General features: G+C 70.2%; 14 protein-coding genes. 6 read left to right on the top strand and 8 right to left on the bottom strand.

The window, feature by feature from the left end; all coding sequences use genetic code 11:
• Nucleotides 1-25: 25 nt before the first annotated feature.
• Complete coding sequence (locus ACQPZQ_RS34500; RefSeq protein WP_433287875.1) at nucleotides 26-1,363, top strand: MFS transporter; 1,338 nt, start codon at nucleotides 26-28, stop codon at nucleotides 1,361-1,363.
• Here the strand turns inward: ACQPZQ_RS34500 and ACQPZQ_RS34495 are convergent.
• Nucleotides 1,353-2,300, bottom strand: a complete 948-nt coding sequence (locus ACQPZQ_RS34495; protein WP_433287874.1) for an alpha/beta fold hydrolase — start codon at nucleotides 2,298-2,300, stop codon at nucleotides 1,353-1,355. The genes ACQPZQ_RS34500 and ACQPZQ_RS34495 overlap by 11 nt on opposite strands.
• A 150-nt stretch (nucleotides 2,301-2,450) precedes the next feature.
• Here ACQPZQ_RS34495 and ACQPZQ_RS34490 point away from each other — a divergent pair, with 150 nt between their 5' ends.
• Nucleotides 2,451-3,335, top strand: a complete 885-nt coding sequence (locus ACQPZQ_RS34490; RefSeq protein WP_433287872.1) for an SCO6745 family protein — start codon at nucleotides 2,451-2,453, stop codon at nucleotides 3,333-3,335.
• A gap of 55 nt (nucleotides 3,336-3,390) precedes the next feature.
• On the opposite strand, the gene ACQPZQ_RS34485 is transcribed toward ACQPZQ_RS34490, so the two are convergent.
• Nucleotides 3,391-5,013 carry an AMP-binding protein gene (locus ACQPZQ_RS34485; protein ID WP_433287870.1) on the bottom strand — a complete coding sequence of 541 codons (1,623 nt, stop codon included), beginning with the start codon at nucleotides 5,011-5,013 and terminating at the stop codon, nucleotides 3,391-3,393.
• 510 nt (nucleotides 5,014-5,523) lie between these two features.
• Between ACQPZQ_RS34485 and ACQPZQ_RS34480 the strand changes: the two genes are divergently transcribed.
• Entirely contained in the window at nucleotides 5,524-7,218 is a 1,695-nt protein-coding gene (locus tag ACQPZQ_RS34480) for an NAD-dependent malic enzyme (RefSeq protein ID WP_433287868.1), read from the top strand.
• Nucleotides 7,218-8,663 carry a class II fumarate hydratase gene (fumC, locus tag ACQPZQ_RS34475; RefSeq protein ID WP_433287866.1) on the top strand — a complete coding sequence of 482 codons (1,446 nt, stop codon included), beginning with the start codon at nucleotides 7,218-7,220 and terminating at the stop codon, nucleotides 8,661-8,663. Before ACQPZQ_RS34480 ends, fumC begins: the two co-directional genes overlap by 1 nt.
• Nucleotides 8,664-8,719: 56 nt before the next feature.
• On the opposite strand, the gene ACQPZQ_RS34470 is transcribed toward fumC, so the two are convergent.
• The 3 genes from ACQPZQ_RS34470 to ACQPZQ_RS34460 form a co-directional block, all read right to left on the bottom strand.
• Nucleotides 8,720-9,328 (bottom strand): TetR/AcrR family transcriptional regulator, encoded by a 609-nt coding sequence (locus ACQPZQ_RS34470; protein WP_433287864.1) that lies wholly within the window; start codon nucleotides 9,326-9,328, stop codon nucleotides 8,720-8,722.
• Nucleotides 9,329-9,357: 29 nt separating this feature from the next.
• Nucleotides 9,358-12,573 (bottom strand): fused isobutyryl-CoA mutase/GTPase IcmF, encoded by a 3,216-nt coding sequence (gene icmF, locus ACQPZQ_RS34465; protein WP_433287862.1) that lies wholly within the window; start codon nucleotides 12,571-12,573, stop codon nucleotides 9,358-9,360.
• Nucleotides 12,574-12,769: 196 nt separating this feature from the next.
• Nucleotides 12,770-13,063: a hypothetical protein gene (locus ACQPZQ_RS34460; protein ID WP_433287860.1), complete on the bottom strand. Its 294-nt coding sequence runs from the start codon at nucleotides 13,061-13,063 to the stop codon at nucleotides 12,770-12,772.
• A gap of 103 nt (nucleotides 13,064-13,166) precedes the next feature.
• Here ACQPZQ_RS34460 and ACQPZQ_RS34455 point away from each other — a divergent pair, with 103 nt between their 5' ends.
• Both ACQPZQ_RS34455 and ACQPZQ_RS34450 read left to right on the top strand, forming a co-directional pair.
• Complete coding sequence (locus tag ACQPZQ_RS34455) at nucleotides 13,167-13,916, top strand: maleylpyruvate isomerase family mycothiol-dependent enzyme (RefSeq protein WP_433287858.1); 750 nt, start codon at nucleotides 13,167-13,169, stop codon at nucleotides 13,914-13,916.
• A gap of 107 nt (nucleotides 13,917-14,023) precedes the next feature.
• Entirely contained in the window at nucleotides 14,024-14,320 is a 297-nt protein-coding gene (locus ACQPZQ_RS34450) for a hypothetical protein (protein ID WP_433287856.1), read from the top strand.
• Between the two features lie 26 nt (nucleotides 14,321-14,346).
• On the opposite strand, the gene ACQPZQ_RS34445 is transcribed toward ACQPZQ_RS34450, so the two are convergent.
• The 3 genes from ACQPZQ_RS34445 to ACQPZQ_RS34435 are packed head-to-tail and all read right to left on the bottom strand — an operon-like array spanning nucleotide 14,347 to nucleotide 17,457.
• On the bottom strand, nucleotides 14,347-14,880 hold the full coding sequence (locus ACQPZQ_RS34445) for a GNAT family N-acetyltransferase (RefSeq protein WP_433287854.1): 534 nt from the start codon (nucleotides 14,878-14,880) through the stop codon (nucleotides 14,347-14,349).
• Complete coding sequence (locus ACQPZQ_RS34440; RefSeq protein WP_433287852.1) at nucleotides 14,877-16,490, bottom strand: alkaline phosphatase D family protein; 1,614 nt, start codon at nucleotides 16,488-16,490, stop codon at nucleotides 14,877-14,879. Before ACQPZQ_RS34440 ends, ACQPZQ_RS34445 begins: the two co-directional genes overlap by 4 nt.
• Before the next feature lie 22 nt (nucleotides 16,491-16,512).
• Nucleotides 16,513-17,457 carry an ROK family protein gene (locus tag ACQPZQ_RS34435; protein WP_433287850.1) on the bottom strand — a complete coding sequence of 315 codons (945 nt, stop codon included), beginning with the start codon at nucleotides 17,455-17,457 and terminating at the stop codon, nucleotides 16,513-16,515.
• Nucleotides 17,458-17,510: the final 53 nt, after the last annotated feature.

Here is a 17,510-nt window from a genome sequence, read left to right as displayed (position 1 = left end):
ATCGGGCGGCCTAGCTTAGATAGCGATGGCAACGACTTCCTCTCCCCCTTCGTCCCCGGCCACCTCCGCGGTCCCACAGGTCCCCGGTCGCGGTAGCGGACACGAGCGCGGCACCCCGGGCTACCGCCGGCTGGGTGCGGCGATGTGGTGCGCGGGCCTCGCCACGTTCGTGCTGGTCTACTGCGTGCAGGGGCTGCTACCGACGCTCGCGTCCGAGTTCGGGTTGTCCTCGTCGACGTCCAGCCTGGCCCTCTCCGCCACGACGGGGGCCCTCGCCATCGCCGTCGTCCCGCTCTCCACACTGGCCGAGTCGTGGGGCCGGGTACGAGTGATGACGATCGCGCTGGCGACCACCGCCGTGTTGGGCGTGCTCGCACCTCTGGCTCCGAACTTCCCCGCCCTCGTCGGAATTCGCGCGCTGCAGGGCGTGGCGATCGCCGCGCTCCCGGCTCTCGCGATGTCCCACATGACGCGCGAAGTGGCCCCGCGATGGCTCGGCAGCGCCATCGGGCTCATGATCGCGGGCAACACCCTCGGCGGCCTGTCCGGACGGCTGATCGCCGGTGCCGTGGCCGACGTGGCGGGCTGGCGGATCGGCCTCGGTGTGATCGGCGTGGTGTCGATCATCTGCACCGTGGCGTTCCGGCTGGTGCTCCCGCCCGCCGTCGCCGAGGCGCCGCCCCGGGTGCGGTTCCGCGAGCTGACTCCGCTGACCTTCGTGCACCTGCGCGACCCCGGCCTGCTGTGCCTGTTCGGCGTCGGGTTCCTGGTCATGGGCGCGTTCGTGACCGTCTACAACTACCTGGGTTTCCGGCTGCTCGCCGCGCCGTTCGACCTGCCCGCCCAGCTCGTCGGCCTGATCTTCCTCGGCTACATCGCGGGCACATGGGCCTCGACGACGGCCGGCCGCCTCGGCGACCGGCTCGGGCGCCGCAAGGTGATGTGGGGTGCGACGCTCGTCGGCGTGCTCGGTGCCTGGGTGACCGTGCCGGACAACCTGTTCGCCGTGCTGGCCGGGCTCCTGCTCGTCACCGTCGGGTTCTTCGGCGCCCACTCGCTGGCGAGCAGTTGGGTCGGCAGGCGCGCGACGCTCCTGCCGGGGGGATCTCCCGGCATGGCGTCCTCGCTGTACCTGTGCGCCTACTACCTGGGCAGCAGCATCGGCGGAGCCGTCGGGGGCATCGCGTACGACGACGCGGGCTGGTTCGGGGTGGCGGTCTACGTCAGCGGGCTGCTGGTGGCGGCGCTGGGGCTGGCACTGTGGCTGCGCAGGCTCCCGTCCCCACAGGCCGTCGCCCCGGCCGCCGTCGCCCCGGATCCGGGTGTGATCCGGGGCGCGGCCGGTGACGTGGTTACCGGCTGATCGAGTCGAGGAACCCGAGCAGCGCGCGGTTGACCTGGTCGGGTTCCTCCTGCTGCACCCAGTGACCGGCACCGTCGATGATGACGCTGCCGCGGTGGTCGGCCAGCCATTCGTCCTGCTGGGCGGGCGGCCTCATCACCAGCACCGGGTCGAGCGCACCACTGATGAAGAAGCTGGGCATCGCGACGCGCGCGCCCGTGAGCTGCGGGGTGAGCTCCCAGTTGCGGTCGAAGTTGCGGTACCAGTTCAGGCCGCCGGTGAAGCCCGTGCGGCGGAACTCCTGCACGTAGTGCTCCAGCTCGGCAGGCTGCAGCCAGCTCGGCAGCTCCTGCGGTTCCGGGAGGCGGTCGAGGAAGCCGCGGCCGTCGTTGTCGTTGCGCAGGATCCCGTCGGCTTCGTTGTCGGTGCGCAGGCCGGCGAGCAGCCGCCGCATCGTGCGGGCGGGATCGGCGCCGAGCTCGGCGTCGGCGACGCCGGGCTCCTGGAAGTAGAGGATGTAGAAGAACGACTCGCCGAATGCGGCCCGCCAGAGCTCCGTGGGCGGCCGATGAGATCGCGGCACGAACGGCACGCTCATCCCGCACACCCCTGCAACGCGGTCGGGGTGCAGCAGCGCGGTCTGCCAGACGACCATCGAACCCCAGTCGTGGCCCACGAACACGGCCTTCTCCTCGCCGAGCTCGTCGAGCAGGGCGATGAGATCACCGCTGAGATGCAGGATGTCGTACTGATCGACGCCCTCCGGGGCCGACGTCCGGCCGTATCCCCGCTGGTCAGGGGCGATCGCCCGGTAGCCGGCCGAGGCGACCGCGGGGATCTGGTGGCGCCAGGAGTAGGCGAGCTCCGGGAACCCGTGGGAGAAGATCACCGGCATCCCGGTGCCTTCGTCCACGACGTGCATCTCGATGCCGTTGACGGCGACGGTGCGCTCGGGCATGGCGCGGACTCCTTGCTGAGCATCGTGGCAACGGGCGCTGCCGGATCAAGGGTTGATAAGCGTTGCCGCAACACGATCAGATCATGAGAGCAGCGCGACTCTTCGCCGCGCTCGGCAGATCACTGATGATCGCGACCACAGGAGGCCGGGTTGACCCCCGCAGCACGCGCACTAGCAGGAGCCCTCGAGCCTGTGACCGGACAGGTGTACTTCGCACCGGAGTGTCACGAGGCCTACGCCGCGCTCGGATTCAGCGGTAGCCCGGCAACGAACAAGGGCGTTGCCGCACCCGATGGGCCCGCGTACTTCTGCAGCCGTGGATCGCTGCTGGGCCAGGTGCCGGGTGAGGTGGTGGCCGCTGCGTTCGGGGTGTTCAACCCCGACGTCGTGGTCAAGGCCGTGGGGTACGGATGGACGCTCACCGACTCCGCCACGATCTCCGATGCGCGCACGCGCGGTGCCACGGCGCAGCTCGTCCGGATCCTGGGGGAGCGCCCCGACCGCATCGACGAGGCGCGGCCCCTGCTCGACCGGGCCGTCGAGCCGCTGCGTCCCGAGGGCAGGCCGCTGTTCAGCGGGCTCCGGTCCGTGGGCCTGCCCGGTGATCCGGTCGGCGACGTCTGGCGCCTCGGCGACATGCTGCGTGAGTACCGCGGCGACGCGCACATCGCGTCCTGGACGGCAGCGGGCTTCGACGCCACGGAGATCGGCCTGCTCAGCGAGGCGTACTGGGGGATGCCGATGCGCACCTACGTCCGTTCGCGGGCGTGGACCGACGAGCAGCTCGACGCAGCGTACGAGCGGCTGGCGAGCCGCGGTCTCGTGGCCGACGGGGCACTGACCGAGGAGGGCCGCGCCCAGCGCGAGGCGGTCGAGGAGGCCACCGACCGGCAGTGCCGCCCGATCGTCGACGCCCTCGGTGACGATCTCCCGACCCTCGTGGAGATCCTCCGGCCCTGGGGAAAGGCGGTGCGCGACGCCTACGGCTACCCGGGGAGGGGCATGCACGACATGGCGGATGCGGCCAAGCGCTGACGTCGTCCCCAGGGACATCGGACCGGGCTCCCCACCCCCCGGATGGGGAGCGCGGTCACTCCGCACGGCCTGCCCCGCGCTGCGCCAGGTAGTTCTCGCGCAGCACGAACTTCTGGATCTTGCCGGAGGTGGTCTGCGGGAAGCTCTCGACGAACTGCCACACCCGCGGCGCCTTGTACCGGGCGAGGTGGCGCCGGCTGAACTCGGCCAACTCCTCGACGCTCAGGCAGGTGCCCGGGACGGGCCGCACGAAAGCGGCCACCGTCTCGCCCATCTCCGGGTCGGGTAGCCCGACCACCGCGACGTCGGCGACCTGGGGATGGGTGAAGAGGAGATCCTCGATCTCGCGGGGATAGATGTTCTCCCCGCCGCGGATGATCATGTCTTTCAGCCGGCCCTCGATGCGGAGGTAGCCGAGGTCGTCCATGCTCCCGAGATCGCCGGTGTGCAGCCAGCCGTCGGGATCCACGGCGGCGGCGGTGGCCTCCGGGGCGTCGAAGTAGCCCTTCATCACGCCGTAGCCGCGGGCGCACACCTCACCCACCTCGCCGAGGGGCACCGTGGCCCCGCTCCCCGGCTCGCTGATGCGCACCTCCCAGTGCGGGAGCGCGCAGCCGACCGTAATAATCCAGTTCGGGTTCGGGTCGTCGGGCAGGGTGTGGGTGATGTAGGGCGAGGCCTCGGTCTGGCCGAACCCGATCGAGACCGCGAGGCCCAACTCGCGTTGCGCCCGCCGTACCAGCTCCGGAGGGACCGGTGCGCCCCCGAGCGAGGCGAGACGCCAGCTCGACACGTCCCGCGGCCGTGCCGACTGCTCGTCGAGCATGCGGATCAGCATGGTCGGCACGTTCACCGTGAGCGTGCCGCGCTCGGACTCGAAGGCGTCCAGCATCAGCGAGGCGTCGAACCCGGGTGGCAGCACGTGGGTGCCGCCGGTCTGCAACGCCCCGAGTGTGGCGAGCCCGCAGCCTGCGGTGTGGAACATCGGCATCGGGTTGACCCAGACGTCGTCCGGCCCTGCGCCTTTCGCCATCGCGGTGTACCGGGCGACGTTGAGCAGGCCGCGGTGGGTGAGCTCCGCGCCCTTCGGGACGCCCGTGGTGCCGGAGGTGTACTGGATCTGGGCGGTGTCGCCCGGCTCCACGGACGGCAGCTCGCGGGACGGGTCGCCCGAGGCCAGGAAGTCGTCCCAGCCGGAGAGCGCGACGACGTCGCGCAGCGCGGGAAGCTCGGGGCGCGCCTCGTCGACGACCGGCACGAGGTCCCGCCCGCGGTAGGTGTCCTGGACGATCGCTCCGCTGCAGCGGGACTGGCCGAGCACATGCGTCAGCTCGTCCACCTGGAACGCCGGGTTGACCGTCACGAGGGTGAGGCCCGCGTAGGCGGCCCCCATCTCCAGGAGCACCCACTCCGGGAGGTTCGCCGCCCAGACGGCGACGTGCTCGCCCGGCCGGAAGCGCTCCAGCAACGCCCGTGCCACGCGCAGCGCGTCGAGGCGGAGCTCGTCGAAGGTCCACCGGCGCTGCGCGCCGCCCGGCCCGAACTCCACCAGTGCCGTCCGGGGTCCCCAGGCCGCGGCAGCGAGATCCAGCGCGCCGCCGACGGTCACCTCCTGGAGTGGATCGTCAACGGCGCCCTGCGCGAAGGACAGCCCCGACGACAATCCGGTTCCGCTCATGTCGGTTGACTCCTCCACAGCGCCATTCATCGGGACGGCCCCCGGCCCGGCTATAACAAGCGTTATAGCACGCGGTCGGCGGAGTGTGGCCGCGAGAACGAGTGTGAAAAGTGGGCGATTCGCGCGAAGCAGGAAAATCGTCGAAGGGTACCCAAGGGAAGCGGTGCCTCGAGAGGTGGCGAATCGCGGCGATTTGCCATTTTCTCCCCCGCGGGTCGCCTCTGGGTGGCTCGCACGATATCGCGGGCAACTCACGCGAACGTGGCAGCATCTCGGATCAACACCAGTGCCTTCTGAGGTGCCACGGATGCCTCGCCGGCGCCCACGCTCCGCGATTGATCAGCTGAGCGTTTTCTCAGTCCGCTCCGATTTCAGCTTTCCTACCAGCGGTTTCTTCTCGATGTTGGGGGCGGGAGGTCCAGCAGCTCACCCGAATATGTGATGTCGGCCCCTGCCGGGTGCGGTGACCGTGGCGGGTGTGATTAAACCGACATGAGTTCGGAGATGCCCATGAACACGCAGAAGTCATCGCTGGTATCTGGAACGGATGTGGCGGAGCCCGGTCGCGAGTTGCTGCGCGATCCGCTGCGTAACCACGGCACGGCTTTCACAGCGCGGGAGCGGGATGAGCTCGGTCTCGTGGGGCTGTTGCCGCCGGCCGCGCTGACCTTGGATCAACAGGCGGCGCGCGCGTACGAGCAATATCGGCGCCAGCCCGACGGACTGGCCCGCAACTCGTTCATGGAAGCCCTGCGGGATCGCAACGAGACCTTGTACTACAAGCTCCTGGTGGATCACCTGGTCGAGATGCTTCCTGTGGTCTACGACCCGGTGATCGCTCAGGCGGTGGAGCAGTACAGCCACGAGTTCCAGCGGCCGCGTGGTGTGTATCTGTCGGTGGACGACCCGGGCGCGGTGGAGACGGCGTTCACCAACTACGGGTTGGCCGCCGACGACGTGGACCTGCTGGTGGCCACGGATGCCGGCGCGATCCTGGGGATCGGCGACTGGGGCACGAACGGGGTGGCGATCGCCCAGGGCAAGTTGGCGATCTACGCGGCGGCCGCGGGCATCGACCCGTCCCGCGTGATCCCGGTGATGATGGACGCCGGCACGGACAACGAGGCATTGCTGAACGACCCGCTGTACGTGGGCGTGCGGCACGCGCGGACCACCGGGGCCGCGTACGACGCGCTGGTGGATGCGTACGTGACCGCGGCGTCGCGGCGGTTCCCGAACGCCTTGCTGCATTTCGAGGACTTCGGGGCGAGCAACGCTCATCGGATCCTGAACCGGTACTCGCAGAAGGCGTGCGTGTTCAACGACGACATCCAGGGCACCGGGGCGATCACGCTGGCGGCGGTACTGGCCGGCATCCGGGTGGCGAGGACGTCGATGAGCGAGCAGCGCGTCGTGGTGTTCGGGGCGGGCACGGCGGGGGTGGGGATCGCCGACCAGATCCGTGACGCGATGGTCCGGGCCGGAGCCGACCAGGAGAAGGCCACCCGCCAGGTGTGGTTGGTGGACCAGCAGGGTCTGCTGCTGGATTGCATGTCGGACCTGCGGGACTTCCAGGTGCCCTACGCGCGGCCTGCCGCCGAGGCGTCGGGGTGGGAGCGCGACGGGGACGGGCGGATCGATCTGGCGACCACGGTCGCCCGGGTGCATCCGACGATCCTGGTGGGCACCTCGAAGCAGGGAGGTGCGTTCACCGAGCAGGTGGTGCGGGAGATGGCCGCGCACGTCGAGCGGCCGCTGGTCTTCCCGCTGTCCAACCCGACCGAGAAGATCGAGGCCCACCCCGCCGACGTGCTGCGCTGGACCGACGGGCGGGCGCTGGTGGGCACCGGCACCCCGTGGGATCCGGTCGAGGTGGAGGGGATCACCTATCGGATCGGGCAGGCCAACAACGCGTTGCTGTACCCGGGTCTCGGGCTGGGCACCGTCGCGGCGCGGGCTGCGCACGTCACCCCCGGGATGATCATCGCTGCCGCGGAGGCGGTGGCCGGGCTGGTGGACACCGGCACGCCCGGTGCTGCTCTGCTGCCGGATGTGGCCGACCTGCGGGCGACCTCCGCGACGGTGGCAGTGGCGGTGGCCCGTCGGGCGCAGGAGGAGGGCGAGGCTCGCGCCGAGCTCGGCAACCTGGTTCAAGACGTACAGGACGCGATGTGGCAGCCGGTCTATCCGCGGACGGTGGCGTGATGGGTGTGCCGATCGGGACCGGGCGGAGCAGCGGCACGCGGGTCGAGAGCGACTCGATGGGGGAGATCGAGGTGCCCGCCGAGCACTACTGGGGCGCGCAGACCCAGCGTTCGTTGATCCACTTCTCCATCGGCGACGACCGGATGCCGGTGCGCGTGTACCACGCCTACGGGTATGTGAAGAAGGCCGCCGCGCTGGTCAACCAGGCCTCCGGCCGGCTGGACCAGCACCGGGCCGAGGCGGTGGTGCAGGCGGCGGACGAGGTCCTGGCCGGGGACCTGGACAGCGAGTTCCCGCTGTATGTGTGGCAGACGGGGTCGGGCACCCAGTCGAACATGAACGTCAACGAGGTGCTGGCCAACCGGGCCAGCCAGTTGCTGGGCGGTGAGCTGGGAACGAAGTCCCCGGTGCATCCCAACGATCACGTGAACATGGGCCAGTCGTCGAACGACACGTTCCCGACCGCGATGCACATCGCCACCGTGCTGGAGGTGACCGGATACCTGTTCCCGCGGGTGGATGCGCTCGTGGAGGCGATCGAGGAGGGGGCGGTCCGCTGGGTGGACGTGGTGAAGATCGGCCGTACCCACCTGCAGGACGCCACGCCGCTGACAGTCGGGCAGGAGTGGTCGGGCTGGGCCACCCAGCTACGCGACGCGCGCGAGCGCCTGAGGCAGGCGCTGGCAGGGTGCTACCAGTTGGCGGCAGGGGGCACGGCCGTCGGCACGGGCCTGAACGCCCCACGCGGGTTCGGCGAGCAGATCGCCGCCGAGATCGCCGAGCTGACCGGGCAGCCGTTCGCCACCGCACCCAACAAGTTCGCCGCTCAGGGATCACTGGATGCCATGGTGGCGGTGAGCGCAGGGCTGCGCGGACTGGCCGTGGCCCTGATGAAGATCGCCAACGACATGCGCTGGCTGGCCTCGGGGCCGCGGGCGGGGTTGCACGAGCTGGTCCTGCCGGCCAACGAGCCCGGTTCCTCGATCATGCCCGGCAAGGTCAACCCGACCCAGCAGGAAGCCATGGTGATGGTCTGCCTGCAGGTGATGGGGGAGGACTCGATCGTGGCCGCGGCCGGGGCGCAGGGCAACTTCGAGCTCAACGCCATGCGCCCGATCATCGTCAACAACGTCCTGCACTCGGCCCGGATCCTCGCCGATGCGAGCGACAAGCTCCGTCGCTACAGCGTCGCCGGCACCGATCTCGACCGCGAACGCATCAGCGAGCTGGTCGGACGCTCGCTGATGCTGGTCACCTCGCTGAGCCCGACGATCGGCTACGACCAGGCGTCGAAGATCGCGCACAAGGCCGACCACGACGGTTCGAGCCTCCGCGACGCGGCCCTCGCCCTCGGCGTGGCCGCGGAGGACTACGACCGCATCGTCGATCCCGCGCGGATGGTCGGCGACCCGCACGCCGATCTCACGATGCCCGGTGAGCGGTAGCGGGGAACCCGTCCGGCACGGCCGAACATCGGCGCGCAGAACTCCCGCAGGTGGGGTTACTTCTGCAGGCCGCGCATCGTGGCGTCGATGGCCGTGGCGTAGCGGGCGGTGAGGTCGGATCGGGGGGCGTTGTCGGTCAGTTCGAGCATCACCAGGCCGTGGCCGCACGCCCAGAGCGCGTGGGCTGCGGACTCGGCGTCGGTGACGAGCGGGCTCTGCTCCCCCCACCGGCGCACGACCTCGATGAACCGGGCGTAGTTCTCGCGTCCGCGGGCGCGGGCCTCACCCGAGGGGCGCGGGAACCCGGGGTCGCGGCGGCCGAACATCACCTGGAAGTAGCCGGGGTGGGCAAGAGCGACTTCCCGGTAGGCCAGGCAGGTGTTGCGGACGTCCGCCTCCGGGTCGTCGGTGAACTGCCGGCGGCGCTGGGCGTCGCTCAACCGCTTGTGTCCCTCGTCGTACAGCGCTTCGAGCAGCCCCGGCTTGCCTTCGAAGTAGTGGTAGACGGCCATCGTCGAGCAGCCGGCAGCGGCGGCGATCCGCCGCACCACCAGCCCGGTGGGGCCCTCCGCGGCGAACAGGGCAGCCGCTGCGTCGAGGGTGGCCGCACGGAGGTCGGGCGCGTGGCGGGGCGCCCGTCCCTGGTCCTGCGGCGTAGTAGACATTATTCGAACCTATCCCGATCAGGCGCTGGTCACATGTTGCGCCGGTACTGTCCGCCGACCTCGAAGAAGGCGTCGGTGAGCTGGCCGAGGCTGCAGACGCGGGCGGCCTTCATCAGCTCGTCGAACACGTTGCCGTCGCCGGTGGCCACGTCCTGCAGCCGCCGGATCGCGTCGGGCGCCTCGCCGGTGTGGCGGGCCTTGAAGTCGGCGAGCCGGTCGAGCTGGCTCTTCTTCTCCGCCTCGGTAGCGCGGGCGAGCTCGATCTCGACGGGGGTGGTGGAGCCGTCGCGCAGGAACGTGTTGACCCCGACGATCGGCAGCGTGCCGTCGTGCTTGCGCTGCTCGTACAGCAACGACTCGTCCTGGATACGCCCCCGCTGGTAGCCGGTCTCCATTGCACCGAGCACGCCGCCGCGCTCGGAGATCCGGTCGAACTCCGCGAGAACGGCCTCCTCGACGAGGTCGGTGAGCTCGTCGATGATGAACGAACCCTGCAGTGGGTTCTCGTTCATCGACAGGCCCCACTCGCGGTTGATGATCAGCTGGATCGCCATCGCCCGCCGCACCGACGACTCGGTGGGCGTGGTGACCGCCTCGTCGAACGCGTTGGTGTGCAGCGAGTTCGCGTTGTCATAGAGCGCGCACAACGCCTGCAGCGTGGTGCGGATGTCGTTGAAGTCCATCTCCTGCGCGTGCAGCGACCGGCCCGATGTCTGCACGTGGTACTTGAGTTTCTGCGACCGCTCGTTCGCGCCGTAGCGGTCGCGCATCGCGACCGCCCAGATCCGCCGTGCCACCCGGCCGATCACCGAGTACTCGGCGTCCATTCCGTTGGAGAAGAAGAAGGACAGGTTCGGGGCGAAGTCGTCGACGTCCATCCCGCGGCCGAGGTAGCTCTCGACGAAGGTGAAGCCGTTGGCCAGCGTGAACGCGAGCTGGCTGATGGGGTTGGCCCCGGCCTCGGCGATGTGGTAGCCGGAGATGGACACCGAGTAGAAGTTCCGCACCTTCTGCTGGATGAACCATTCCTGGATGTCGGCCATCATCCGCAGCGAGAACTCGGTGGAGAAGATGCAGGTGTTCTGCCCCTGATCCTCCTTGAGGATGTCGGCCTGCACCGTTCCGCGCACGTTCTGCAGCGCGAATGCCGTGAGCTCCGTGTGCTCCTGTTCCGACGGCTCGCGACCGTGCTCCGCGCGGAACTTCTCGACCTGCTGATCGATCGCGGTGTTGAGATAGAAGGCGAGAATCGTGGGTGCCGGACCGTTGATCGTCATCGACACCGACGTGGTCGGCGACGTCAGGTCGAACCCGTCGTAGAGCGCCTTCATGTCGTCGAACGTCGCGATCGAGACGCCGGACGTGCCGACCTTGCCGTAGACGTCGGGGCGGGTGTCGGGCTCGCGTCCGTAGAGCGTGACGGAGTCGAACGCGGTGGACAGGCGCTTGGCAGGCGAGTCGGCGGACAGGAGCTTGAAGCGCCGGTTGGTGCGGAACGCGTCGCCCTCGCCGGCGAACATGCGTGCCGGGTCCTCGCCCTCGCGCTTGAACGCGAACACCCCGGCGGTGAAGGGGAACCTCCCCGGCAGGTTCTCCCGGCGCAGGAAGCGCAGCAGTTCCGCGTCCTCGGTGTAGTGGGGCAGCGCCACCCGGCGCACCCGGTTGCCCGAGAGCGTCTCGCGGGTGAGCTGCGTGCGCAGCGCCTTGTCGCGGACCCGGACCACCATCTCGTCGCCCGAGTAGGCTTCTACGACCTCGGGCCACGTGTCGATCAGGTGCGCCGCCTCCGGCGGGAGCGCCTTCTCCGCCTGCTCCAGCAGCTCGGGAAGTGCCCCTTGCTCGGCCCCAGCGGCCTGCAGGGCTGCGTGGGCGGTGCGCAGATGGTGGCGCTGCCGTGCCGCGTCCACGGCGGCCTCGGTGGCCGAGTGGTAGGCCCGGACGGTCTCGGCGATCTCGGACAGGTAGCGCGTGCGGTTCGACGGGATGATCGCTGCGTGCTCGGAGGAGGTACGCCGTGCGGTGCGCGGGAGCCTGCCCTCGCCGGTCACCAGCCCGTTCTCCCTGAGCAGGGCGACGACGTGCTGGTAGAGCGCGGTGACGCCCTCGTCGTTGAAGGTGGCGGCACTCGTGCCGAAGACGGGCATGTCCTCCCACGACGCGCCGAAGGCCTCGCGGTTGCGCACGAGCTGGCGACCCACGTCCCGGCGGGCGTCCTCGGCCCCGCGCCGCTCGAACTTGTTGATCGCGACGACGTCGGCGAAGTCCAGCATGTCGATCTTCTCGAGCTGTGACGCGGCTCCGAACTCCGGCGTCATCACGTACAGCGAGCGGTCCACGAACGGCACGATGCCCGCATCGCCCTGTCCGATGCCGGGCGTCTCGACGATCACCAGGTCGAACCCGGCCGCGCGCAGCACCGCGATCATGTCGCCGAGGTGTTCGGGAAGTGAGCTGTCGGCGCCGCGGGTGGCCATCGAGCGGAAGAAGACCCGGTCACCGCTGAGGGCGTTCATCCGGATCCGGTCGCCGAGCAGTGCACCCCCGCCCCGGCGGCGGGTCGGGTCGACGGCGAGCACGGCGATGCGGAGCTTGTCCTCCTGGTCGAGCCGGAACCGGCGCACCAGCTCGTCGGTGAGGCTCGACTTGCCCGACCCACCGGTGCCGGTGACACCCAGCACCGGGACCGCGCGGCGGGGCTCCAGGTCGAGCCCGGACGGCAGCCGTCCCGCCTCGGCGAGAGTGAGCGCGCGGGCGAGCGTGGCGTGCTCGCCTGCGAACAGGCCGTCGAACGACTGCGGAGGCCGGCTCGCGAGGTCGACGTCACACTCGCGGATCATCACGTTGATCATCCCGGGCAGGCCGAGCTGCTGGCCGTCGTCGGGGGAGAAGATGCGGGCCACGCCGCGCTCGTGGAGCAACTCGATCTCGGCCGGCACGATCACGCCGCCGCCCCCGCCGTAGACCTTCACGTGCCCGGCTCCGCGCTCGCGGAGCAGCTCGACCAGGTAGGAGAAGTACTCGACGTGCCCACCCTGGTACGAGCTGACCGCCACGCCCTGGGCGTCCTCCTGGATCACCGCGGTGACGACCTCGTCGACCGAGCGGTTGTGGCCCAGGTGGATCACCTCGGCGCCCTGGCGCTGCAGGATCCGCCGCATGATGTTGATCGCGGCGTCGTGCCCGTCGAACAGGCTGGCCGCGGTGACGAACCGAACCGGGTTGGCGGGCACGTGCAGCTCGGCCATGGCGCTCCTCCTTGCAGGACCAGATACTTGGGCATCCTACTATCGGAAGTGCAAGCTATGGCGTGTACGGCTGCGACGTCACCCGGAGAGGCGCTCGGCTCCGCCGAGGGGGTGGGGGCGAGATGAGCGGTCGTCCGCCCCGGAAAACACCGATGCCGGCACGACGGACGTGCCGGCATCGGAGGGGAGGAGAGTGTCAGGCCACCCGGCGAGCAGGCTTGATCTCGACGGTTGGCAGTTCGATCTCGACGGTCGGAGGGTCCTGCGCCGGGGGCTCGACGACCGCGCCGCTGACAGCGGCGGGACCACGTAGCCGACGGACCACCACAGGACCCACGGCGCCGAGCGCCACCAGCGCCACTCCGGACGCCGCGATGGAGGTTGCCGCAGCCTCCGGGGCGATCATGACCAGCACAAAGGCGGCCGCCGGCCACCACATCAGTGCCCGCAGCGGGGCGGGGACAGTCCATTCCCGTGCGTCGCGCGCCATAGTCGAGTTCCTACCCGATCCGGCTACCGGTCATGCGTCCGGCCCCCTTCGCGTACTCCACGTCACGGTCGTGCCCCCGATCGTGGGGACTACCGTCACCGATGTGCAGTACGCCGACTCCCTGATCGATCAGAACCGCCTGCTCGGCGAACTCGTGGCCGCTGCCGATCTGGCCCACGCCGTGCCCACCTGCCCGGGGTGGGACCTGCACAAACTTCTGGCCCACGTCGGCCGCGGCGACCGGTGGGGCGCCATGATCGTGCGGGAGCGGGCCGAAGATCGCCTCGACATGCGCGCGGTGCCCGACGGGAAGCCGCCTGCCGACGTGAGCGGCGCCGTCGCGTGGATCACCGAGAGTGCACGGCTGCTGGTCGACGCCGTGGCGGACACCGGTGCCGACGTCCCGGTCTGGACGTTCATCGGCCCGAAGCCTGCGGCGTGGTGGCTCCGGCGCAGGCTGCACGAGTCCGTCGTTCACCGCGCGGACGTCGCACTGGCCCTGGGCGTTCCGTTCGCCGTCGAGCCCGAGATGGCGGCGGACGGCGTATCGGAGTGGCTGGACATGCTGGTCGCGCGCCTGGCGGGCGACGGACGGGCGCTCCCCGCGGGCGCCACGTTGCACCTGCACGCCACGGACGACGGGCTGGGTGTGAACGGGGAGTGGATGGTCCGTGGCAGTGAGTCAGGGATCACATGGGAGCACGGTCACGGCAAGGGCGACGCCGCCGTCCGCGGTAGCGCCGCCGACCTCCTGCTGGCGATGACGCGCCGGATCGACGCGGACGCGTCGGGTCTTCAGGTGCTCGGCGACGAGTCGGTCTGGGCCACCTGGCTGGAGCACACCCCGTTTTGAGAGGCGTGAACCCTCGCGGGTGCCGGGCCGTGTGTGGAGCGGATCAGCTGGCTGATCATCCGTAGCGGGGCCGTCAGCGGCGGCCCCCGGCCCCCACCGGAGGAATCGTGCCCGTCATCACCGTGAGCCCTGCCGTCTTCTCGGCCGTCCAGATCATCGGCCCGATCTTCTTCGCAATCCTCATCGGGCTCATCGTCACTGCCATCGCTCGAAGCGTCGTGAAAAGCACCCGGCGGGTCCGGACCGGCCGGATGATCATCAGCGCCATCATCGGTGCCTACGTCGTCGGCTACCTCGGGGACCTCATCGGGATGCAGAACATCGGGCTGCTCTTCGACATCCTCGGGGCCGTGCTGGCGATCGCGGGGCTGACCGTCCGCCGTCGCGGGTTCGTCCGTTTCTGATCATGCGGACGTCCGTGACGTCACGCTCAGGGCAGGTCCTCCTGGAGCAGGTCCATCAACAGCCCGTCGTGCCACCCGCCGTCGGCGGACTTCTCGTAGGCCCGCATCACGCCCACCCGCCGGAAACCCGCGCGCTCGCAGCTTCGGATGGCCCGCGCGTTGTCCGCCGCGGGGTCGATCACCACGCGATGGTGGTCGCGGTGCCGGAAGAGGAACCGGGCCATGGCGCGCATGGCGTCGCAGCCCAGACCCTGGTTCTGGTGGTCGGGGTGCAGCGCGAGGTCGATCGCCGCGTACCGGTGGTCGGGGTCGAGCTCCTCGCGGTAGATGATCAGTCCGGTGGTCTCGCCCGCCAGTTCGATCGCGTAACTGTGGGGGCCGAGCAGCTCCCGTCGCACCCGCTCCAGGTCGTAGCCGCCCCACCACTTCTCGATCTCCGGGTGTCCGAGGATCTCCAGGAAGATCGGGACGTGGGCGGCCGTGGCCGGCCGTAGTACGACAGTCTGACCGGCGATCGCCGATAGCCGCCGCGCGCTCGCCGCACTTGTCTGCTCTGTCATGTGGTCAGCTCCAGTCGCGCCAGCTCGTTGAGTGTGGCCGCTGTGCGCGGCTGTTCGAAAAGCACCGAGGCTCTGTCGCCGTCGATGTCGAGGGTGGCGATCGTGTTGCCGAAGAACGGCCCCGTCACCCGCTCCCACGACACGCCTTTCGGCGGAGCTCCCGACCGCGCCGCCCAGCGGCCGGCCAGGACGCCGACCGCGCGCGACCAGCCGAGCCGGAACCCGGGCTTGATCATCCAGCTCATCCTGTTGTGCACCGGGGAGCACGTGAGCTGGTGGACCGAAGCCCGGCCGCCCGACGGGAGGTGGGCGCGGGCCGCGTAGCTGTGGTGCACGTCCCCGGACACCACGCTCACCGTGAGCGGCCCGCCCGCCGCTGCCCGGTCGATCATGGCGGTCAGCCGGTCGAACGACTTGCGGAAGGCGGCCCAGTGCTCCAGATCGCCGGCCTGCCGGATCCACTCGCCGAGGCGCCCCCGCCGGCCGGGCCGGGCGGCGGCGATCTCGTTGACGGTCTCGAGCTCCCCGATGGCGTGCGGAAGCAGCCAGGGGACCGAGGTGCCGATCACGAGGTGCTCCACCCGGCCGGGCGCCTCGACCTGCTCCTCGACCCAGGAGAACTCGTTCTCGCCCAGCATCAGGTGCTCCCCGCCCTCGAGGATGCGCCCGTTGCGTGAGTCGATCATCACCAGCCGGCTGCGGCCGAGGTCCCAGCGGAAGCTGAACCGCAGCCCCTTCGAGCCGTCGATCTCGGCGTCGGCGCGGTCGGCGAGCTCCACGAGCAGCGGCCAGGTGTCGCCGTCGTAGTTGCTGATCTTCTGGTAGTCGGGATCGGACGCGAGAGCGTCGGGCGAGAGGTTGCCGATGTGCTGGTAGATCCAGTACGAGGCGAGCGCGGAGCGGATGCGGTCGCGCCACCAGGAGGTGGCGCCCATCTCTGCGCGCCAGGCGGCCGAGGTGTTCCAGTCATCGCGCACGTCGTGGTCGTCAAAGATCATCGCGGTTGGCACGGTGGACATCAGCCACCGGGCCTCCGGGTCCGACCACGAGTCCTGGTAGAGCCCGACGTACTCGTCGAAGCCGACGATCTCGTCGTCGGGCCAGTCCGGGCGACGATCGCGCCGCCCGGCGATGCGGCGCCGGTTCCGCGGTGTCAGCTCGTCGGCGTACACCTGGTCGCCGAGCAGCAGCAGCGCGTCGGGCCACTCCTCCGGTGGACGCCGGATCATCCGGGCCGCATAGGCATCGAGCGCGTCGATGCCCAGGCTCGCGGCGAGCGCGGGGTCGGTCACCTTCGCGTACCGGCAGGACCCGAAGATGATCCGGTTGCCGCGTTCGGACCGTGGGCCCCGGGTGCGTATCACGCTCGGGGGGAACGGGCTGGTGGTCGGCGGCCACACCCGCTCACCGTCGATCTCCACCTCGTAGGGCGTGCGGCTGTCGGGGGTGAGTCCGGTGACGGGGACGAGCGCGTAGTGGTTGCCTGCCACCTCGAACGTGCGTGCCGCACAGCCCAGCACCGAGACAGTGGCGGCGGCCCGGGTCTGCACCCAGACCGACGCGGACGTCTCGTCGACGTGACGCAGGACCGGACCGAGGACGAGTGACACGCGGCTCACCCTAGGAGACGGATCAGGCGTGCTCCAGAGCGAGCAGCGCGGCCCCGATCTTCCCGGCGTCGGCGCCGAAGGTCGCCGGAAGCACGGGGGCGATGCCGCGCGCGGTGGGCGCATAGGCGTACTCACGTGCGGTCGTGCGCGCCGGGGCGAGGAGCAGTTCCCCGGTCTCGACGAGGCCACCCCCGACGACCACCGCATCGACCTCGAAGATGTTGGCCAGCGACGCGATGCCGACCCCGAGCCACCGGCCGAGCCGGGCGAAGACGGCCTTCGCGGTCTCGTCGCCCTGCTGGACGGCCTTCACGACGGTGTGCCCCGTGACCTCGCCGTCCTCGGCGCCGAGCCGGGCGATCAGCCCGTCCGGGTCGTCGGCCGCGGCGTCCCGCGCCATCCGTGTGAGCGCGGTGCCGGACGCGTAGGCCTCGAAGCAGCCGTGGTTGCCGCAGCCGCACCGCGGGCCGTCGGGGTTGAGGATGATGTGGCCGAGCTCGGCGCCGAGCCCGGTGGGGCCCCGGTAGATCTGCCCGTCGAGCACGAGTCCGCCGCCGATGCCGGTGCCGACTGTGATCAACACCATGTTGGGGTAGGGCTCGCCGAGGCGCGCCTCGGCGAGTGCGGCGACGTTGGCGTCGTTGTCGACGATGACGGGCAGGGTGGTGGCCTTCTCCAGCTGTTCGCGCACCGGCCAGTCCCGGTAGGCGTTGTTCGGTGCCCAGAGCATCACCCCGGCAGGCCACTCGACGATCCCGGCCGCGCCGACGCCGATGGTCAGGACGTCGTGGTCGCCACGGAAGCGGTCGATCATCGACAGCAGGACCTCGGTGACGGCCTCACCGCTGGATTCCGCGGGTGTCGGCTCGACGTGCTCGGCCACCACGGTGCCGTGTTCGTCGACCACCGCTCCTGCGATCTTCGTGCCGCCGATGTCGAGTCCGATGGCCAGCCTCGTGTCCTTCACCTGCGCATGATGGCATCCGAAGGTGACCGGCAGCGTTTGATCCGGCCCTCTCC

Origin of the sequence: Pseudonocardia sp. CA-142604, from assembly GCF_050948475.1 — a bacterium.
Lineage (GTDB): Bacteria > Actinomycetota > Actinomycetes > Mycobacteriales > Pseudonocardiaceae > Pseudonocardia > Pseudonocardia alaniniphila.
The sequence above is the reverse complement of the archived record's forward strand: the minus strand, read 5'-3'. Positions and strand labels throughout refer to the sequence as shown.

Excerpts from the sequence above, each read along its gene's own strand:
- ACQPZQ_RS34495 (WP_433287874.1), bottom strand. The coding sequence starts at position 2,300 with ATGCCCGAGCGCACCGTCGCCGTCAACGGCATCGAGATGCACGTCGTG.
- ACQPZQ_RS34460 (WP_433287860.1), bottom strand. The coding sequence starts at position 13,063 with ATGGCGCGCGACGCACGGGAATGGACTGTCCCCGCCCCGCTGCGGGCA.
- ACQPZQ_RS34485 (WP_433287870.1), bottom strand. The coding sequence starts at position 5,013 with ATGAGCGGAACCGGATTGTCGTCGGGGCTGTCCTTCGCGCAGGGCGCC.
- fumC (WP_433287866.1), top strand. The coding sequence starts at position 7,218 with ATGGGTGTGCCGATCGGGACCGGGCGGAGCAGCGGCACGCGGGTCGAG.
- icmF (WP_433287862.1), bottom strand. The coding sequence starts at position 12,573 with ATGGCCGAGCTGCACGTGCCCGCCAACCCGGTTCGGTTCGTCACCGCG.
- ACQPZQ_RS34445 (WP_433287854.1), bottom strand. The coding sequence starts at position 14,880 with ATGACAGAGCAGACAAGTGCGGCGAGCGCGCGGCGGCTATCGGCGATC.
- ACQPZQ_RS34470 (WP_433287864.1), bottom strand. The coding sequence starts at position 9,328 with ATGTCTACTACGCCGCAGGACCAGGGACGGGCGCCCCGCCACGCGCCC.
- ACQPZQ_RS34480 (WP_433287868.1), top strand. The coding sequence starts at position 5,524 with ATGAACACGCAGAAGTCATCGCTGGTATCTGGAACGGATGTGGCGGAG.
- ACQPZQ_RS34500 (WP_433287875.1), top strand. The coding sequence starts at position 26 with ATGGCAACGACTTCCTCTCCCCCTTCGTCCCCGGCCACCTCCGCGGTC.